Genomic DNA, 19,016 nt, shown 5'->3' with positions numbered 1-19,016 from the left:
CATGAAAAAGTTCTGGAAACCGGAGTATCTCGTAGGCCTTGCCGGCTGCGGTATCATTATTTATTTGCTATTCGTAGGGCCATTTATTGGTGTTGCCGATAACGGAGATTTTCTGCGTATGATGAATACCATCGGTCTGAACTACTATGATACTGGAGCATCGTATGCCGACCAGTTTTTCAATTTTAGTCATTCCAGTTTTGCGTATGAAAATTTATTTAGAGGTTTTTATCCATCCTCACAGATTTTTATAGTACTTGTGCCGAGATTGATCGGCGGGCTCATCCATGGCAGCTTTTTTGATGTTCGTTTGCTGGGTGCAGTTTATGGGCTTCTTTTACTGGCGGCAACTTGGCTGCTGGTGAAGTATAATGCTCGTGGTTCTTATGTTACAGGGCTGCTGTTGGGAGCAGCTATCTTATTTGTATTTTACGATATCGGGTATGTGGCCTATTTCAACTCCTTGTTTGGAGAACCAGTGTCGATGGTGTTTATGCTGCTGACATTTGCATTAGGATTAAGATTAACCAGCCAAGAGAAGCCAACCACTAAAGGATTAACCTTATTTTTTATCGCGATTCTGTTTCTGGTCACCTCCAAAATCCAGAATGCACCGATTGGGATTGCCTTTGCACTGATTTTCTTGCGGTTTATGATGCTTGACGGAGAGGGCAAATGGAGGAAGCTGGCGTTACGTTTTTCGATTGCCATCTTTCTTGTATCCATCGTTTTGTATGTGGCAGCGCCAAAAGATCTTAAGCATATTAATCTGTATCAAACGGTGTTTTTTGGGATTCTAAACGAATCGCCGGATGTGAAGGGAGACTTGCAGGATCTCGGATTGCCGGAGCGGCTGGAGGTACTGGCGGGTACAAATTATTTTCAGACCGATACAGTGATTAAGCAGGATGATCCTTCGCTGGTTCCGGACTTCTATGACCGTGTATCTCATAAAGATGTATTGTTCTTCTATCTGAAGCATCCGGACCGGTTGATAGATAATATGAAATATGCTGCGAGTAACAGCATGGCGATTCGCCCGTATTATCTAGGAAACTATGAGAAAAGCGAGAATAAACCAGCAGGTGCATTATCCTATACTTACAGTGCATGGAGCCAATTCAAAAACAAACATATTCCGCACACGCTCGGATTTCTCTCCATATTCTATCTGGTGTATTTTGCGGGAGCTTTGTTCCAGTATTTCCGCAGCAGGGATATTCGTGGCAAAGTTGCCGGCGAGCTGCTGATGCTGCTAGGGCTAATAGGGATTTTCTCCTTCTTGGTTCCGATTCTTGGGGACGGAAGGGCTGACATCGGTAAGCATTTATTCTTGTTTAATGTGTGCTTCGATATGATGGTTGTAGTCATGTTTGGATGGATTGTTCACAAGCTGACGGGGATTGCGAGACGCTAATTTCAAGAACCTATCAAACACAAAATAACACAAAGCAAACAGCAAGTTTCCGATTTGGAGACCTGCTGTTTTTTTAAAAATATGGCTATGTTAAACTTTGTTGTTGATATTTCATAATTACGAACAAGTGTCCTATAATAAGGGCGATATAACTGTTCGGAGATGATTTGCCTATGGATTTAAAGGAACTGAAAAAGCTTGCTGATACGTTGGACGATAATGGTAAGCGAGAACTTATCTACTTTTTGCAGTCCCGAACCAAGGGAGTGGCACTTCCAGTTCGAGCGATTGATGAAATTCAAGAGCAGAAGCATAAAGATGGACTTGTTTGCCCGCATTGCAAAAACCATTCTGTTGTTCGATTTGGAAAGTAGGCTGTAAGAACACGCACTGGAGAGGTTAAACGTCAACGTTACCGTTGTAAGTCCTGTCGCCAAACATTCAATGACCTTACGAACACCCCTCTGCAACGAATGAGGCGACCTCATATGTGGGTTCGGTTTATCGAATGCATGATTGAGGGCTTTTCTCTGAGAAAATGTGCAGAGCAGTTAAACGATGAAGTCACGCATGTCACCTTGTTTTACTGGCGGCATAAGATTCTTTCCGCTCTGAAGCAGATTCCAACCGAAGCATTTCAAGATATTGTTGAAATGGACGAGACCTACTTTCTTTACTCGGAAAAGGGCAAGCGGAATATTACCGAACGCAAGCCACGTAAACGTGGCGGCAAAGCGAAATATCGTGGTATAAGCCACGATCAAGTGTGCGTGCTGGTTGCCCGTGACCGTCAGAAAATGACTTACTCTGGCGTACTTGGGCGTGGACGTATTCGGATTACAAAATTAGACGAAGCGATTGGTGGTCATCTATCTGACTCAAACGTGTTATGCACTGATTCATGGAGGGCATTTAGCTCCTATGCGAATTCAAAAGGCATGACTCATTACCGATTCAAGACCGACGGAAAACAACGTGTGAAAGGCGTGTACCATATCCAAAACGTAAACAGCACCCACAGCCGCTTGAAGAAATGGATGGATCGCTTCACTTTTAGGGAATGTAAACATCTAAATAACGTAAGGAACGAGGAGGCAGACAATTCATGGGAGGAACGAATGTATGGGATGCGGAGTGGGAGGTTAACGAAGAGCAGGCGCGGACGCTGATCGGCAGACAATTCCCTCAGCTGTCATCGAAGCAAGTGAAGCGATTGGGCTGGGGCTGGGACAATACGGTTTTTCTCATCGGTGACGAGTACGTGTTCCGGTTTCCAAGAAGAACGATTGCAGTTGGCTCGATTCGTATGGAAGGGAAGCTGCTGCCAAAGCTGGAGGCATATATAACCATCCCCTATCCGAAACCGTTGTTTTATGGCGAAGCAAGTGACGAATACCCGGCACCATTTCTTGGCTATGCCTACGTGCTAGGAGATTTCCCAATCGGTTTGACGGAAGAACGCCGGGCTTTATCGGCAGAGACGCTGGCGAAATTTTTGCGGAGATTGCATGAGTTTCCGGTGCAGGCGGCGCTGGAGTGCGGAGTTCAGCAAGATCATCGAAACTTGACGGACATAGCATCGCGCAAAGTGAAATTGGAGGGCTTTCTATCGAAGGTGGTTGAACACTTGTCGCCGGAGGAGTCCGGTGTGATCGAAGCGTATATTAGCGGGCTGCAAAAGGACCGTGTCGAGGCGGTGAATGCACTGCTACATGGCGATCTTCATTTCAAAAATATGCTTGTGAATGAGAACGGGATCGTTTCCGGCATCATTGATTGGGGCGATCTGAGCGTAGGCCATCCGGCTTGCGATTTGAGCGTTGCTTATAGCTTTTTACCACCTTACGCTCGCGGCGTGTTTTTCGAAACGTACGGAGGAGCGGACGAGGAAACGAAGCTACTGGCGCGGCTAATCGCGGTATACATCCCCATACTGATCTTAATGCAAGCGGTCGATGACGGGAATGAAGCAATTGCGGCAGAGGCGAAATCCAACATCATGCGGGCACTGTCGGATTAGGCTTATTATTTCGTTGCGGCTATGGGGCTATGGCTATCGGCACCATTTTGTCGTTTAAAGGCCGCGATAAGGTACGATCCGCCTTCTCTGATGCCGCTTTATGTTGAGGAATACGAAATTCAACAGAGTAAGTCGTTGCGCTAACGGGACACGATAGCTAGCAATAAACCGCCTTTTCAACGAAGGCGGTTTTCTTATGGTCAAATATCAAACATAGCCAAAAATATAAAAATTTATATGTTCCATGTTGTAAATATCCTTATATTTCTCGCTTAAACGCTTACCGTCCTTAAAGGGACGTCGAAGTCGTGTATGCTTATTCATCTTCAAATAACTCACGCAACATCCCTTGACGATCGTTCATAAACGCTTTGGTCACGGTATAATGTTCGGTTTCCTCCAAGGCGACGGACCGTATTCCCTCCCCCTCCAAGAGAAAAATTTCAGCACCGGGATAGGACATCAGAATGGGGGAATGAGTTGCGATAATGAACTGTGAATCCTGTCCGACCAGCTCATGCATACGCACCAGCAGAGACATTTGACGTAAGGGGGAAAGCGCTGCTTCAGGCTCGTCGAGGATATAAAGGCCGCGGCCGCCGAAACGGTGAACGAATGTAGCTAAAAAAGACTCTCCGTGGGACTGCTCATGCAGAGATTTGCCTCCGTAGGAGTCTTTGATCGGTGGGCCACCGGGTTGTTCATCCAACTCATCAATATAAGAAGCCACATTATAGTAACTCTCCGCACGCAGAAAAAAGCCGTCCTTCGGCCGTCTAACCCCTCTAGCAATTCTAAAATACTCATAAAGATTCGAATGCGAGGAACGAGTGTTAAAAGAAAAGTTTAGCGTTCCACCCTCAGGGTTAAAGCCCCAAGCAGCAGCAATTCCCTCTAACAAGGTTGATTTGCCCGTGCCGTTCTCTCCAACAAGAAAGGTCACTGGTTTTTGAAAAGTCAGGCGATCCAGCGTTCGAACAGCAGGCAGATGAAATGGATAGGTTTGAAAGGATGGCACCAGATCACGCAGCAGCTCCGCGTGTCGCAAATACAACGTGGTGTTATTCATAGTTCCCCCCTTGTGAATTTCAAAAAGTAATCATCTTCGGACAGATTGGACAGAGATGACAAGTTTAGTGCCTCTAGCTAGACCTTTATAGTATAACAGCATCCAGCGAGTGGATGAAATCTGACGGGGTTCGGGCAAGCCGGGCAAAAGACAGGGTACATCTGCCAATTTAGTTTTAGTAATGACAGATGTCCATGAGGCGAGTGCTGACTCCGCATATAGTTATACTGTCTTGAGAATACAACGGGGCAGGGTGAAGGCCGTGAAAGCGAAAAGGAGAAAACACAAGCGTCCGCGAGATTATCGCGACGGTTATCACGAAGGATATCGTCTTGGCATGTGTGAGGCTGTGCAGCGTCGGAGTACTGTAGAGGTCGAAGCCTGTCGGCCATTTAAGCTAATGTATGTTCCTCAAGGGTTCCATGCAATCGATACTGGGGTAATTGAGGCGCTTCAGCAGCTTGTAAGTGAGCTTGTGATAAGCACTCCAGAAACTATGCTGGAGACCGCAGCTCGGGAGATGCCCGGGGCAGTGCTGGTTATGAATGGACTGCATGTTTTTCCGGAAAATCATTTAGAACAGATTACAGAAATCAGAAAGCTGGGCATTCGGACTGCGATCTGGTTTGTGGATGATCCTTATTTTACAGAGGATACTTCAGTGATTTGCCGGCATTATGATCACGTCTTTACGCATGAGCTCGGTTGTGTGGAGTTTTATCAATCCTTTGGAGTTCCATCCGTTCATTATTTACCGCTTTGCGTCAATCCAAAGATGTTCTATCCGCGCCGTACGGCACCGCAGTATAAGTACGACATTGTGTTTATTGGCAATGCATTTCATAATCGGACAGCGCTGTTTGATGAACTTGCCCCCTATTTAAAGGATAAGAAGGTGCTGATCGCTGGCGGCTTCTGGGAACGGCTTGCGACTTATGACCAGCTTGCCCCTTTTATTAGCAATGGCTTTATCCCACCTGAGGAAACTGCGAACTATTACAGTGGTGCAAAGCTAGTCATTAATATTCACCGTCCGTGGGAGGAGGGGCAGGATAACCGGAATAGCTTCCGTTTACCATCACGCTCTATCAACCCACGTACTTATGAGATCAGTGCCTGCGGTACTATGCAGCTTACGGATGTTCGTGAGGATCTGGGCAATTATTATCGGCCAGGTTATGACTTGGATACTTTTGGCTCTGCTAAGGAATTGCAGGAGAAGATTGAGTACTATCTGAAGCATGAAAAAGAGCGCCGAATTTACGCTTTACGGGGACTACAGACAACCATGCGGAACCATACATTCACTGCGCGTTTGCCTCATTTGCTGAATGTGATTGCTTCAAGTGTATGAAATCTATAACGGGATAAAGGAGCGAGGATGATGATAAACAACAATGAATTTATTATGCCTGCACCACCGCTACCACTGACACCTCCAGAGGAAGAAAAGCTTCGTGGTCGTCTGAGTGGTTTTAAGGGCGGATATGATGAGGGATATTTACGGGGACGGCTTGCGATTTTAGATGGTCGGCCAGAAGAAGTATTTCCTGTACGGAATATTCATGTAATGTATGTGGCTTCTGGTAAAGGATATCCCTACTCTCCATTAGACGATGCAGTCCTCTACGCGCTGCAAAAATTAACCACACAAGTCACGATAACAGATGTGCGTCAAAACTTAGTGGAGTTAGCCGCCGCTCAAAGACCGGATCTGGTACTTGTGCTGGATGGTATGGATTTACCGCTTGAGCAGATCTCCGTTCTTCGGGCTAGCGGGATTAAGACAGCCATTTGGCTTACAGATGATCCTTATTACACTGATTTTACAGTTAAAATTGTGGCGCATTACGATTTTGTGTTCACGCTTGAGCGTAATTGTATTGATTTTTATAAGGGACTTGGCTGCCCTGAAGTTCATTATCTTCCTTTTGCCGCTCACCGCGAGCATTACCGTCCAACTACAACACGTTCACCATTGAATCGCGAAGTTAGTTTTATTGGCTCTGCCTATTGGAACCGGGTTAATTTCTTCCGTGAGATTCTTCCGGATTTGATGAACTATAACACGGTGATTAACGGCATCTGGTGGGACCGTCTGCCTGAGGCGGCACTCTATGGAGATCGAATTGAGATTGGTAAGTGGATGTCACCACAGGAAACAGCGGTAGCTTACAGCGGATCCAAAATCGTCATTAACCTCCACCGCTCGCACATTGATGAAGTAGTGAACAACAATACGCTTTCGATTCCGGCGGTATCTCCTAATCCGCGTACTTTTGAAATCGCGGCTACGGGTACGCTGCAATTAGTGGATGCCAGAGATGATATGGGATCTTTCTACAAACCTGGTGAAGAAATTGAGACTTTTGCAAGCCCTCAAGAAATGATGGATAAAATCCGTTATTACCTGACTCATGAGGAAGAACGCCGTGCGATTGCCCTGCGCGCTTTTGAACGGACGCTTAAGGATCACACCTACACCAAACGTATACACCAGCTGTTAACAGTAATTTATGGCTAGGTCATATGCCCGGAAATGGAACGGAAATGTGCGCTTACCAGGGGACAGGTGTCGTGCCGGCATCTGTTTTTCCTCGATATACTGTAGAACCGAACCTCAGCTTATGCCTGTGGCCTGATGAAAAGAAGCAACGTCTGGAGCGGGCTTGTATAGCGGAGCGGAAGCGACTGGCTAGATTCGAGAGCAGAGTGGAAGTGAAGGGGCGAAGCTCGGGAGCGAAGTGAAATTGACTGACGAGATTCTAGAGCTAAGCGGAAGCGATGTTGCGAGTCACAGGAGCGACCATTTTCAAAGAGAGTTTTACTGCGAAGGATAGAACTTAGCGCAAAGTTTGTAAATTTTTTAAGGAGGTGAATGGCTGCTCCAGGCCCCTCGTTAGGGAGCGCCGAAACGCCATGGCTGACAAAGCTACAATCGTCCTCTTTTCACATGTATCCAATACACGCAGTATTACGGGAGCGGAGAAGCTATTGTTGTTTTTCGCTCAGGAGCTTTCTCCGTACTTTAATTGTATTCTCGTTGCGCCTCAGGACGGCAAGCTGACTTCTCAGGCTCGAAGCTGTGGAATAAGTGTACAGTTGCTTTCGATTCCTCTTTTATATGGAATGTACACTCCTTATGCAGGGTTGGAGGCAGATGCTCGGAAATTCCAGGAAAGCAGGGAGTATCACGAATTAACAGACTGGCTGAATTCCCTGCGCCCGGCGTTTGTTATTACAAGTACCTGTGTGCATGCTCTGCCAGCAATGGCTGCAAAGTCACTGGGCATTCCGGTGATATGGAAAATATCAGAGACGATAACAGACAATGAATATACACCTATTAGTGTAGGGCTGATTCATCGGAATAGTGATGAGATACTAGCTATTTCACAAACAGCTGCGGCTTGCTTTCCAGAGGACGTGAGAGCGGAAAAAGTGATCCAGCTGCCTCCCTCTTGGAATGATAAAGAGATGATGATTGAGGCTTGGAGCAAGCTTCGGAGCGAACGGCGGCGGGAATTGCGGGTTAAACCGCATGAACAGCTGATCGGCTATATTTCTTCTTTTATCAACAAGGAAAAAGGTCTAGAACATTTTGTGAAAATGGCTGTGCTTGTGCACGCGGTTCATCCAACCTCGAAATTTGTTGTCATTGGGTCAGCTGGCGATAAAAGCTACTATGAGCGCTGTGTCCGCAAGGTGAAGCTTGAGGGACTGTACACCCGGTTTAAATTTGTTGGTTATGCTGAATGTCTTCCATCTGCCTATTGCGCCATGGATGTGCTAGTGGTTCCTAGTCTGATCCGCGAAGGCTTCGGCATGACTGCTCTGGAAGGAATGGCTTTTGGAAAGCCCGTGGTCGCTTACGACTCTGGGGGCTTGCGAGAAATTCTGCACGCAGCGGGCTGTGGCGAAAATCTCGTGCCAGCATCGGACATTTCCGCGCTGGCAGAAAGAGTCAACGTCATGCTGGCGCAGCCGGGACTGGCGTTGACTCTAGGCAGTCAAGCGCGGGAGCGCGTCGACGCCGTCTATGGTCCGGCGGCTTATCGGAGCCGCCTGCAGGGCCTTGCGGAGATGTGGAACCTCCGCTATTGCAGCGCACCTGCGGTGCGCGAGGCTGACAGCGTGGTGGTGGTGGAACCACCCGCTGTCCAGCCTGATTTACCCGCAGCGTCGCCGGCTTTGCCGCCGCGAAGCAAGGGCCTGCCAAGCCGCGTCGCCCGCAAGCGGCGCGGCAAAGCCCGGGCGCGCCGGCGAAGCGGGCGCCCGTTGGTTTTGCGCCGCGTTGCTCGCAAGCGGCGTAAAGGTTCTGCCCGGCGGCGCAGCACTGCCGGGGGCAAGCGCCGCCGGGCCCGCCGCGGTGGACGGCGGCGCGCGGCGTAAATGCCTCGATTGCAGCGAAGCGGCAAGCTGAGCGCAAAGAGAGGCATATTTGCCCTCGAATGCGTCGAATTCGGTAAGCTGAACGCAAAGAGAGGCATATATGCCCTCGAATGCGTCGAATTCGGTAAGCTGAACGCAAAGAGAGGCATATCTGCCCTAGATTGCAGCGAAATTGGCAAGCTGAGGGCAAAGAGAGGCATATATGCCCTGGATTGCGTGGAATTCGGCAAGCTGAGTGCAAAGAGAGGCATATATGCCCTCGAATGCGTCGAATTCGGTAAGCTGAACGCAAAGAGAGGCATATATGCCCTCGAATGCGTCGAATTCGGCTAACTGAGCACAAAGAGAGGCAAAAATGCCCTTCATTGAGCTCATTCCAGCAACCTGAGCCAAATGAACGGTACATTTCCCGCTAAATGAGCTCATTCCAGCAACTTGAGCCAAATGAACGGTATAAATCCCGCTAAATGAGCTCAATCCAGCAACCTGGGCCCAATGAACAGTACATTTCCCGCAAAAAGAGCTCATTCCAGCAACCGGAGCCCAATGAGCGGTATAATTCCCGCTTATTGATCTCAATCCAGCAACCAGAGCCAAATGAACGGTATAAATCCCGCTCAATGAGCTCAATCCAGCAACCAGAGCACAGTCCGCTGACTGAGCCAAGTCAGACCATAATTAAACAGGCAGGGGAGTGAACTCATGAAGATCATGACGATTTTAGGCACGAGGCCTGAAATCATTCGCCTCAGTGTAATCATTCCGCTTCTCGACGAACATGCTGAGCGGCACATCCTGGTGCATACAGGCCAGAACTTCACCGCCAGTCTCAGCGGCATTTTCTTTGCTGAGCTGGGACTGCGCGCACCGGATTATGTGCTGCAGGATAAACAAGCAGGACTAGGCGGCCAGCTTGCCGCCATGTTCGGAGGGTTAGAAAGCATTTTACTAAAAGAACAGCCAGATCGCGTCTTGCTTCTGGGCGATACGAACAGCGCGTTATGTGCGATTTTGGCTGAACGTATGGGAATTCCGGTGGTGCATATGGAAGCGGGCAACCGCTGCTATGACCTCCAAGTACCAGAAGAGAAAAACCGCCGTGTCATCGACGCCGTTTCGACCATTAATATGCCTTATACGCAGCAGAGCAAAAGACATCTAATCAGCGAAGGTTTCCCCAGCAGGCGTATCGTGTTAACAGGAAATCCGATCCATGAGGTCATGACCCATTTTGAGCACAAAATCCAGACCAGCGACATTCTGGAGCAGCTGAAGCTTACCTCAGGACAGTATTTCCTAGTCACGGCCCACCGTGCTGAGAATGTAGATGATCCAGAGTCCCTTGTACAAATTATGTCGGGTCTTAACGCAGTGGCTGAGCATTTTGGAATTCGTTTAATATGCAGCATTCATCCTCGCACTCGCTCCAAACTTACCGAGCAATTTTCCCTTCCAATGAACCCACTAGTTGAATTTCATGAACCTTTCGGATTTTTTGATTTTGTCTATTTGGAACAGCACGCCTTATGTGCCATCACCGACAGCGGGACTGTACAGGAGGAATGCTGCTTGATGAAAGTGCCAACAGTTACGATTCGCAGAACGACGGAACGTCCAGAAACAGTGGATTGTGGCAGTAATGTAGTCTCAGGTGTAGATCAGAAAAGTATTCTGCGCAGCGTCAAGCTGATGACGGCGCTCAATCGGGATTGGGAGGCACCGGAAGGATACATGACTCCGGATGTTTCGGTCAAGGTAGTTAAATTCTTGCTTGGAGGGAACCTGCATGTTCAATAATAAAAGGATTGTGGTCACAGGCGGAACTGGTTCCTGGGGGCATGAGCTGATTAGGCAACTTCTGCCACAAAATCCTAAGGAAATCATCGTATTCTCCCGCAGTGAATCCGCTCAAGTGGCGATGAGCCGGGAGTTTGAAGATCAACGTCTCAGCTTTATCATTGGCGATATCCGTGACAAGGATGCGCTGATTGCAGCCTGCCGTGGCGTTGATTATATCTTTCATCTGGCGGCGCTCAAACATGTTCCAGTCTGTGAAGATCAGCCTTATGAAGCACTCAAAACCAATGTAGTGGGAACTCAAAATGTGATCGAAGCTGCCATTGTAAATGGCGTTGAGAAAGCAATTTACATCTCTACCGATAAGGCTGCGAACCCATCCAACTTCTATGGAATGACCAAAGCGATCGGGGAAAAATTGTTCGTTTATGCCAATCTGATTGGCTCAAACACCCGGTTCGTTACTGTACGCGGAGGTAATGTGCTCGGAACGAACGGCAGCGTAGTGCATTTGTTCATGAAGCAGATTAAAGATAAGGGTCAGGTACGCATTACGGATATGAAAATGACCCGCTTCTTTTTTACCCTACGCGATGCTATTACGTTATTATTTAAAGCTTCTGAGGTTAGCTTAGGTGGAGAAATCTTCGTCATGACTATGCCTACCTGCCGAATTATCGATCTTGCTGAGGTGCTGATTGAGGCTTCCGGAGAGTCCAATGTGAGTATTGTTGAGACCGGGATTCGTCCGGGGGAGAAAATCCACGAGATTCTGATGAGCGATTTCGAAAGCTTAACTACCGTTGTCTACGATGAACAGTATCTAGTAATTCTCCCTACGCTGAACATGCCGGAATTAAAGGCACATTATAGCGCTTATCCTCATGTCTCTTTCAATAGCTTCAGTTCAGAGACGAATCTGATGGATCGGGAAGAGATCAAAAGCATCTTGATCCGGGGAGGGTTCCTGCAATGAAGCTGCTTATCCTAGGTGGAAACGGTATGGCGGGGCATATGCTGGCGGATTATTTTCGCCGCCAGGGCAAGCATCACGTCTTCCATACAACCCGGGATAAGAGCGATCTTGGCGGGCTGTATGTAGATGCGAACGATATAGCCGGAGTTGAGAAGCTGGTCGATATCGTTTCCCCTCATTGCATTATTAATGCAATGGGGGTTCTCAATCAATTCGCGGAGCGTGACAAAATTGGGGCTTACCACGTGAATGGCTTTCTCCCTCATCACTTGTGGCGAAAGGCGGAGGATGTTCAGGCAAGGCTCATCCATATCAGTACCGACTGCGTGTTCGAAGGAACACGCGGAGGGTACACCGAAGAGGATGCTCCTGATGGAACCTCTGTATATGCAATTTCGAAAAGTCTCGGTGAGGTGCAAAAACCCGGGCATCTTACGATTCGCACTTCCATTATTGGTCCCGAAATCCGCTCAGGCGGTATTGGTCTGATGGATTGGTTCCTGGCGCAGAGTGGTAAAGTTTCAGGATACCGGCGGGTGATGTGGAACGGGGTCACAACGCTCCAATTAGCCAAAGCAGTGGATGTAATGCTGGATTCCCCCGTATCGGGGCTGATCCATTTAGCGCATCCAGAGCCGGTAAGTAAATATGAGCTGCTTCAGCATATTCAGGCGGCTTTTCATAAAGAAAATGTGGAGATCATCCCTGAGGATGAACATATTCAGGATCGTACACTAGTGAATACAAGAGCGGATGTCCTCTTGCCGCTGCCTTCATATCCTTTAATGCTGCAAGAACTGGCTGACTGGATGAAACAGTCAGAGATGTATTTATGACAGGTCAAAGACTTCTGATTACCGGAGCCGGTGGATTCACCGGGCAACATGCCGTTCGATTATTTTCGGCAGGAGGGGCTGAGGTTATCGCTGTATTGCGGCCGCAATCGACAGCTGCCTCCACTCTTTTTCCAGAAGGAGTAAAGATATATATTTGTGATTTAAGTGACCGGAAAGCAGTAGCTGAGATGATCAAGCAAACTGCACCGGACGCTGTTCTTCATTTGGCTGGGAAGAACTCCGTACCCGAGTCATGGACTAATCCCTTGATTTATATGGAGACCAATGTGATGGCCACTTTATATTTACTAGAGGCCATGCGAAGCCTGCCGAGCAGTCGGATTCTAGTGGCAGGCTCCAGACTTAAGTTCAAACCGGGTGTGGTGGCTGGGCCACCACACCCGTATAGCCTTAGCAAAACAATAGAAGAGCTGGTGTCCCTCGCTTGGGGCACCTTATTTAAACAGCCGGTTCTGCTGGCTGAGCCCTGTAATCTGATTGGTCCCGGTCCTTCCACCGGCTTCTGCTCTTTATTAGCACAGCACATTGTCCGAAGTGAAGGCCAGCCAGAAGAGGAAATACCTCCATTTAAGCTCTCTTCTCGTTATGCGCTGCGTGATTTTTTAGATGTAAGAGATGCCGTTAGAGCTTATGATTACATTTTGCGTAAAGGTACAAATGGAACCATCTATCGCATCGATTCGGGGAAGCAGCGGGAACTCGGGGAGATCGCGGAGCAGCTGCTCAGTCATTCTGTAGGTCCAGTGCCAATGGACTGGGGACCTGCAGATGCTGAACGGGCTATTTCAGAGATCGCAGCCACAGCGGATAAGCAGGTTCATTCAGAAGCATCAACCCCTGAGGCTGATGTGACTTCACTGGGCTGGCTTCCGGAAATTGGGCTTAACCAATCGTTAATGGATATTTTGAATTATTACCGAGTTAGCGGGGAGGGGAGGTTGTTATGAGACCGAAGGTTTCGGTAGTGATTCCTTTTTATAATTGTCCTTATATTGAGCACGCCCTGCAAAGTGCGTTCTCCCAGTCTTGGGAACCTTACGAAATCATTGTTGTTGATGACGGCTCGCATGCCCATAGCAATCTAATTACACCGTATCTTTCCCGAATTCATTATTTGGGCAAAGGCAATGGGGGAACCGCCTCCGCACTGAATCACGGCATATTGAATGCAACGGGGGACTATGTGGTCTGGCTTAGCTCGGATGATTTATTTTATCGGGATAAGATCAACAATCAGGTTCTGTTCATGGAGCAGAACCACTTGTTAATCTCCTATACCAACTTTAATTATATTAACGCTCAATCGCAGCTGGTTCAGCTGAATGCTGCGCCATTGTTTCCTAGTCACCTGGATTACTTACGTTGTTTTTTACACGGTAATCCCATTAATGGCTGTACGGTGATGTTTAAACGAGAGGTGTTTGGAGCCATAGGGCTTTTTGATGAATCACTTCCTTACACCCATGATTATGACTTATGGTTCCGCGCCATTCTGAACGGATACCCACCTGTGATGTTGAATCAATCCCTCACAGCTTACCGGACGCATGAGGGCATGGGAACGATCAAATATTTTGATGTAATTATGGCAGAGGCAGCTGCGACCAATGCCCGCTACAAGAATTCGCTGCAGCACTTGATTTCTTCTATGGGGGGCTGAAGGTAATGTACCGGGAAATTGAAGTGAATGACTTTCTGCCAGTCTTACTGGAACAGTTGAAATTCTGCCAGAGTATTCTGGATATCGGCAGCGGCACCGGTACCCTGCTTGAACGATATGAAGCCGCAGTAGTGCTTGGATTAGAAATTCACAGGCCGTACCTGCTGCATCGTCAATATAAGTCACCTCATATTATTCCGGTACATGCAGATGCCAGTCATATGGATAAATTATTCCTCCCCAAAACATTTTCAGCGGTTACCTTTATTGATTCTATAGAGCACTTTAATAAAAATGAAGCGAAGACACTGCTCGGGATGGCCGAAAGAATTGCCAATAACCGAGTAGTAGTATTTACCCCTCGGGGCTTTTTTCCACAGGAGGGTATGGATCATTATCATTTGCAGGGAGAGCATTATCAAAAGCATCGGAGCGGATGGGAACCGGAGGATTTTATTGCACTCGGATATGAGGTAACGGTACTGAAAGGCTTCCATCATGCCCAAAATCCATCGTTTCGTGAAGCATTCGGGGAGGGCCATGCAGCAGTAGATGCCCTGCTTGCTTGTAAAACAGTATAAAAGTTGAGCTCCGGGTGAAGGAGGTGAGCGCGTATGAGTGAAGAACCTAAAGTATCGGTGATCATCCCATTTTATAACTGTTCGTATGTGGATCTCGCCATCCAAAGTGTCTTGGATCAAAGCTATCCGAATATAGAACTTATTGTAGTCGATGACGGTTCTACCCTATGGCTGGAGAAGTTGGCCCCCTTCCGTGACAGAATCATTTATATACAAAAGAGTAATGGAGGGACGGCTTCTGCTTTGAACAAAGGGATAGAAGTGGCTACCGGAACGTATTTTGCCTGGCTCAGTGCAGATGATCAATTTCACCCGGATAAAATCAAAAACCAAATAGAAAAGCTCAAAAGTACGGGTACTTTGTTTAACTATACAGCCTATTATTATATAAATGAGCAGGGAGAACGGATCTCAGATACGGTAAGTATGCTTTTTAGCAGCAGAGCCCATTTTATTGAGACTATGATGTTGGGGTGTCCGGTGAATGGGAGTACAGTTCTTCTTCATATGGATATATTTCGTGCCGTAGGAACGTTTGATGAGATGTTGTTATATACTCAAGATTATGATTTATGGCTGCGTATTTTACCGCATTTTAGCTGGTCTTATATTGAGCATCCGCAGCTTGATTATCGAGTGCATCAAGAGATGGGTTCAGTGATTCATAGTGAGGCGCAGAAAAGAGAGATAGAACTGGTACAAGCAAAACATCACGGGGTTCTATCGCATCTGCTGCTAAAGGAGAGAGGGGAATGAAGTTAATATTTCCTGTTCTAACTCTATCTAGGGGCGGAGCACAACGGATGCTGGCAGAACTGGCTAATCGTCTGTCAGAAATCGGTCATGAAATTACGATTCTCCTACCCAGCGATGGTGTCGTTGAATACGAGATGAATTGTGAATTGCGTTATGCGGCAGATGGTGAATTAACGGCCCATGATTTTCCAGTGGGGGACGTGATTGTCTCCAACTTTTATACCACAGTCGAGGTATCGCAGCAGGCAAGTAATGAGGGGAAAGGGATTCATATTCGCTTAGCACTTTGCTACGAGCCCACTTTTTTACCTGACAATAGCCGCTCTTTTGCATCTTATAGTTTAACTAGCAATCTGCTCGTACTTTCCCGCTGGCAGCAAGAAATCGTCCAGAAGAATCATGGCATTAAGGGGACAATCGTACCCATTGGTGTGAATCCTGTTTTTAGAAACCTGAACATTCGTGAACCTGAAAATAAGCTTGTAGTTTCCGCGGTTATGCGAAAGCCAGAGGGTGGATTCTCAGGCCATCGTGAACAAGACTATTTGCTTGAACAGTTAAATCGGGTCAGAAGAATGCATCCAGAAGTTGAACTTTATTTGATTATTCCACCTGGTGAATTTGCTGAATCGACTACACTGCAAACTTTACTAACGGATGAACGATATCATATAAGAACCCCAGCAAATGATACTGAGCTTTGTTACCATTATAGTGAGAGCGATATTTTTGTAAGCTCAAGTACGTATGATACGGGATCGCTACCAGGCATCGAGGCTATGCGTTGTGGAGCAGCACTCGTTACTGTTTACTCCGGTGGGAATATGGAATATGGCAGGCATGGCCACAACTGCTTAATGTCTTACCGGTTTGAGAATCGGCTTGCGGATGATATCATAACCTTGATCAAAGACCCTGATTTGCGCCAGCGGCTTGCTCGTAGGGGTGAACAGGATTCACAACGTTTCACTTGGGAAAAAAGCACACAATTGTTTCAGAATGCGTTGTTTGAGATCGTATCACGGAACTCTTTATAATATACCCCTAAAATATAAAAAACCTTCAATACCACGTGAGAAGTGGCTTGAAGGTTTTTTTGCATGATTTCGGTTAGAAGATGGCATAGGAATTCATCATTTCACGAAAAGACTGCGCATACTTCTCTGTTCCGAAGCGTGAGACCATATATCCTCTTCCTTGCTGGCGGAGACCCTCTCGCAGAGGAATATTGTTCATAAGCTCCAGTCCTTCGTTGACGGCAGTTGGAATATTGCCAAGCGGGTAAAATTTACCCGTGACATTATGAACAATAAAGGATCTGACACCATCGGAATCTGTACTAAGTACTGGACAAGTGCAGCAAATCGCTTCGGCAACAGCATATCCAAATCCTTCTGTAATGGAGGTGGCTAACAGGAATCCACCAGAATTAGCGATCGAGGAATAATAAATCGGCATTACATGATTAGGAATATTGGTAAAAGTACTTAGACGATCATTCAGCCCTAGGGCGTGTAGCTCCTCCTGAAAGGATTGTTTCTGATCCTCTGCGGCTAAATTAGGATCATGGAACATCCACAAATGAATATCTGGTTTATAAAGGCGAATATCATGGGCGATTCTCAAATATTCCCGCCAATTTTTATTGCTCTCTAGCCGGCCTACCCAAGCGATAACCGGATTAGCGGGAGGTTCAGCAGGGATATGCTGAAAGGACTGGACATCAACAATATTCGGAATTACATAACGATGCAGCCAGGGACAGATTTCAATAAACAGCTCCAATAAATGATCGGTTGGCGGGATTAGTACCGCATTACAATAAGAACGTAAATAAGGGACGGCATCTCTGATCAGAGTTTCCGCATGACTGCGTTTTCCAAGGCCTTGAGATTCGTATATCATAATACCGCGGTAACCGAGTTCACGCAGACGTTTCAGTAATAAATAATCAGATGTAACAATAATGGCATCGTAATTATGGGTCTCCAGCAAATTTTTAATTTCTTCATCTGAAGATGAGACAAATACCGGAAAATTGGTCGTATTCTGGCCTGAACCCGGCATTAGATATAAAACATGGCATTCGATCCCATTTCGCTGGAGACTTTCACATCGCAGCTTATTTAATGTCTCCACCCCGCCACTCGGTACATAAAACGTAAATAGAACTTTCATGCACAAGCCTCCTGACTTTTGCGGAGTAATACCGACTTGTTGAGATATGGCTTACTGTTTATAAGATACGCCGATCTGCACTCGCGGGTGACGGTCAAAGCGGCATAGTTCCAAATCCTTTCAGGATAGCTTGTTCTTCAGAAGGTCATCCTAACGATCGTACACTGCACACATACAACATTAGAGATGGAGGATGAATTCATGTTGCGATCCAAGATCAGTATGTCAGTCTCAGCTGCATTGCTTCTCGGCTTGGTGAGTATTACGGGGTGTGGAACCAATACGGCAGAAAAATCGAATGTGCAAACCAATAGTGTCCGGGGAGTAAATGATGGGCGTATTGGTGTGAATTCCGTACGCGGTGGCACGCATAACATCACTAAGATGGAAGTTAGTCAGGAGCTTGCAGACCGGATTGCTGCAATGCCTGAAGTCCGCTCAGCGAATGTAATGCTTGCAGGAAAAAGCGCGTATGTAGCAGTAACTTTAAATGATGCAACTGCTGGCCTGCGTGCCAAAGGGACTCCATCGTATCGGGCAAAATCCTCAACCACTCCTCACAATTATGGACCGACTGGCGTAATGTCTGGTACAGGAAGAGTGAAAATTGGCCGTGATGGAATGAATGATACTGGAGCCGTAACCAATGGTATGAACGGAGCCTTAAAAGGTACTGTAAATACAATTCCTGGTACAACAAGTACTGGACCGGCAACCAAAAATGGAATCAATGGCATGGGTAATTTGGGAGCGGGTATGTTGGGAACAGGAACAGGAACAGGTACAGGTACTATGGGAACAGGTACGACAAGAAACCATACTTATAATAATGGTCCTCTGCTGAACAGCAATGGCTCGAAACATGATGTAGATATGGGGATGGGAAAAGGTATGGGAACTGGAATGGGAATGGGCATGCGCAGTACCACTCCTAGTACCCATGATGCGAATTACAGAAGTAATTCGACGCATATGTACAACACCAATAGCACGAATAACACCATAAATACAAGAGAAACAGAAACAGTTACCAAAGCAATTAAAGATAAAATTGCTGCGGAAGTTAAAAAACATGATGCGAGAATTAAGGATGTATACGTATCAGCAAATCCTGACTTCGTGGAACGCGCCAATGTTTATGCTGAAGAGGCTCGTGCCGGTCATCCGATAAAAGGATTTGTGGATGAATTCCGTACCATGGTTGAACGAATTTTCCCAACTCGTAATTATTAATGATTTTGTGATCTAAATAAAAAGGCAACAATCTCACCATCTGGAGAGAATTGTTGCTTTTTTGTTTGGAGCTAATTTTA

The 19,016-nt window shown here is 46.9% G+C and carries 18 protein-coding genes and 1 pseudogene; 17 read left to right on the top strand and 2 right to left on the bottom strand.

The window, feature by feature from the left end; translation table 11 throughout:
- Window position 1: 1 nt before the first annotated feature.
- The 3 genes and pseudogenes from NSQ55_RS25045 (at window position 2) to NSQ55_RS25035 (ending at window position 3,437) form a co-directional block, all read left to right on the top strand.
- Window positions 2-1,417 carry a hypothetical protein gene (locus tag NSQ55_RS25045; protein ID WP_076302431.1) on the top strand — a complete coding sequence of 472 codons (1,416 nt, stop codon included), beginning with the start codon at window positions 2-4 and terminating at the stop codon, window positions 1,415-1,417.
- Window positions 1,418-1,590: 173 nt separating this feature from the next.
- Window positions 1,591-2,496 (top strand): annotated as a pseudogene (locus NSQ55_RS25040) (IS1595 family transposase); the annotation flags it as partial.
- Window positions 2,497-2,522: 26 nt separating this feature from the next.
- Window positions 2,523-3,437, top strand: a complete 915-nt coding sequence (locus NSQ55_RS25035) for a phosphotransferase (RefSeq protein WP_339169625.1) — start codon at window positions 2,523-2,525, stop codon at window positions 3,435-3,437.
- A 316-nt stretch (window positions 3,438-3,753) separates the two neighbouring features.
- Here NSQ55_RS25035 and NSQ55_RS25030 read toward each other — a convergent pair whose 3' ends face one another.
- On the bottom strand, window positions 3,754-4,506 hold the full coding sequence (locus NSQ55_RS25030; RefSeq protein WP_076130435.1) for an AAA family ATPase: 753 nt from the start codon (window positions 4,504-4,506) through the stop codon (window positions 3,754-3,756).
- A gap of 253 nt (window positions 4,507-4,759) precedes the next feature.
- Here NSQ55_RS25030 and NSQ55_RS25025 point away from each other — a divergent pair, with 253 nt between their 5' ends.
- The 13 genes from NSQ55_RS25025 to NSQ55_RS24965 all read left to right on the top strand — a co-directional run bounded on the left by NSQ55_RS25025 (window position 4,760) and on the right by NSQ55_RS24965 (window position 16,562).
- On the top strand, window positions 4,760-5,860 hold the full coding sequence (locus NSQ55_RS25025) for a DUF3880 domain-containing protein (protein WP_076098583.1): 1,101 nt from the start codon (window positions 4,760-4,762) through the stop codon (window positions 5,858-5,860).
- 54 nt (window positions 5,861-5,914) lie between these two features.
- Window positions 5,915-7,030: a glycosyltransferase gene (locus tag NSQ55_RS25020; RefSeq protein WP_076134266.1), complete on the top strand. Its 1,116-nt coding sequence runs from the start codon at window positions 5,915-5,917 to the stop codon at window positions 7,028-7,030.
- A 53-nt stretch (window positions 7,031-7,083) separates the two neighbouring features.
- Window positions 7,084-7,254 carry a hypothetical protein gene (locus NSQ55_RS25015; RefSeq protein WP_178420205.1) on the top strand — a complete coding sequence of 57 codons (171 nt, stop codon included), beginning with the start codon at window positions 7,084-7,086 and terminating at the stop codon, window positions 7,252-7,254.
- A gap of 171 nt (window positions 7,255-7,425) precedes the next feature.
- The gene (locus NSQ55_RS25010) at window positions 7,426-8,898 is read left to right on the top strand and encodes a glycosyltransferase (protein WP_339169622.1); all 1,473 of its coding nucleotides are present in this window, start codon (window positions 7,426-7,428) and stop codon (window positions 8,896-8,898) included.
- Window positions 8,899-9,231, top strand: a complete 333-nt coding sequence (locus NSQ55_RS25005; RefSeq protein WP_339169620.1) for a hypothetical protein — start codon at window positions 8,899-8,901, stop codon at window positions 9,229-9,231.
- 369 nt (window positions 9,232-9,600) lie between these two features.
- Window positions 9,601-10,695, top strand: coding sequence for a UDP-N-acetylglucosamine 2-epimerase (non-hydrolyzing) (wecB, locus tag NSQ55_RS25000; protein ID WP_076103696.1), 1,095 nt, complete (start codon window positions 9,601-9,603; stop codon window positions 10,693-10,695).
- Entirely contained in the window at window positions 10,685-11,671 is a 987-nt protein-coding gene (locus NSQ55_RS24995; protein ID WP_036679704.1) for a polysaccharide biosynthesis protein, read from the top strand. Before wecB ends, NSQ55_RS24995 begins: the two co-directional genes overlap by 11 nt.
- On the top strand, window positions 11,668-12,507 hold the full coding sequence (locus NSQ55_RS24990; protein ID WP_076130430.1) for an SDR family oxidoreductase: 840 nt from the start codon (window positions 11,668-11,670) through the stop codon (window positions 12,505-12,507). Before NSQ55_RS24995 ends, NSQ55_RS24990 begins: the two co-directional genes overlap by 4 nt.
- Window positions 12,504-13,475, top strand: coding sequence for an NAD-dependent epimerase/dehydratase family protein (locus tag NSQ55_RS24985; RefSeq protein ID WP_339169617.1), 972 nt, complete (start codon window positions 12,504-12,506; stop codon window positions 13,473-13,475). Before NSQ55_RS24990 ends, NSQ55_RS24985 begins: the two co-directional genes overlap by 4 nt.
- Entirely contained in the window at window positions 13,472-14,188 is a 717-nt protein-coding gene (locus tag NSQ55_RS24980) for a glycosyltransferase (RefSeq protein WP_076130428.1), read from the top strand. The genes NSQ55_RS24985 and NSQ55_RS24980 overlap by 4 nt, the downstream gene beginning before the upstream one ends.
- A gap of 5 nt (window positions 14,189-14,193) precedes the next feature.
- Window positions 14,194-14,769 (top strand): class I SAM-dependent methyltransferase, encoded by a 576-nt coding sequence (locus tag NSQ55_RS24975; protein ID WP_076187177.1) that lies wholly within the window; start codon window positions 14,194-14,196, stop codon window positions 14,767-14,769.
- A gap of 33 nt (window positions 14,770-14,802) precedes the next feature.
- A complete protein-coding gene (locus NSQ55_RS24970; protein ID WP_076130426.1) occupies window positions 14,803-15,525 on the top strand; it encodes a glycosyltransferase in 723 nt (240 codons plus the stop codon).
- Window positions 15,522-16,562: a glycosyltransferase family 4 protein gene (locus NSQ55_RS24965; RefSeq protein ID WP_339169615.1), complete on the top strand. Its 1,041-nt coding sequence runs from the start codon at window positions 15,522-15,524 to the stop codon at window positions 16,560-16,562. Before NSQ55_RS24970 ends, NSQ55_RS24965 begins: the two co-directional genes overlap by 4 nt.
- Window positions 16,563-16,635: 73 nt before the next feature.
- Here NSQ55_RS24965 and NSQ55_RS24960 read toward each other — a convergent pair whose 3' ends face one another.
- Window positions 16,636-17,703 carry a glycosyltransferase family 4 protein gene (locus NSQ55_RS24960; RefSeq protein WP_076130424.1) on the bottom strand — a complete coding sequence of 356 codons (1,068 nt, stop codon included), beginning with the start codon at window positions 17,701-17,703 and terminating at the stop codon, window positions 16,636-16,638.
- Between the two features lie 201 nt (window positions 17,704-17,904).
- Here NSQ55_RS24960 and NSQ55_RS24955 point away from each other — a divergent pair, with 201 nt between their 5' ends.
- The gene (locus NSQ55_RS24955; RefSeq protein WP_339169613.1) at window positions 17,905-18,936 is read left to right on the top strand and encodes a YhcN/YlaJ family sporulation lipoprotein; all 1,032 of its coding nucleotides are present in this window, start codon (window positions 17,905-17,907) and stop codon (window positions 18,934-18,936) included.
- Window positions 18,937-19,016 lie beyond the last annotated feature (80 nt).

The sequence above is a fragment of the Paenibacillus sp. FSL H7-0943 genome (genome assembly GCF_037963265.1).
GTDB lineage: Bacteria > Bacillota > Bacilli > Paenibacillales > Paenibacillaceae > Paenibacillus_AQ > Paenibacillus_AQ odorifer.
The sequence above is the reverse complement of the archived record's forward strand: the minus strand, read 5'-3'. Positions and strand labels throughout refer to the sequence as shown.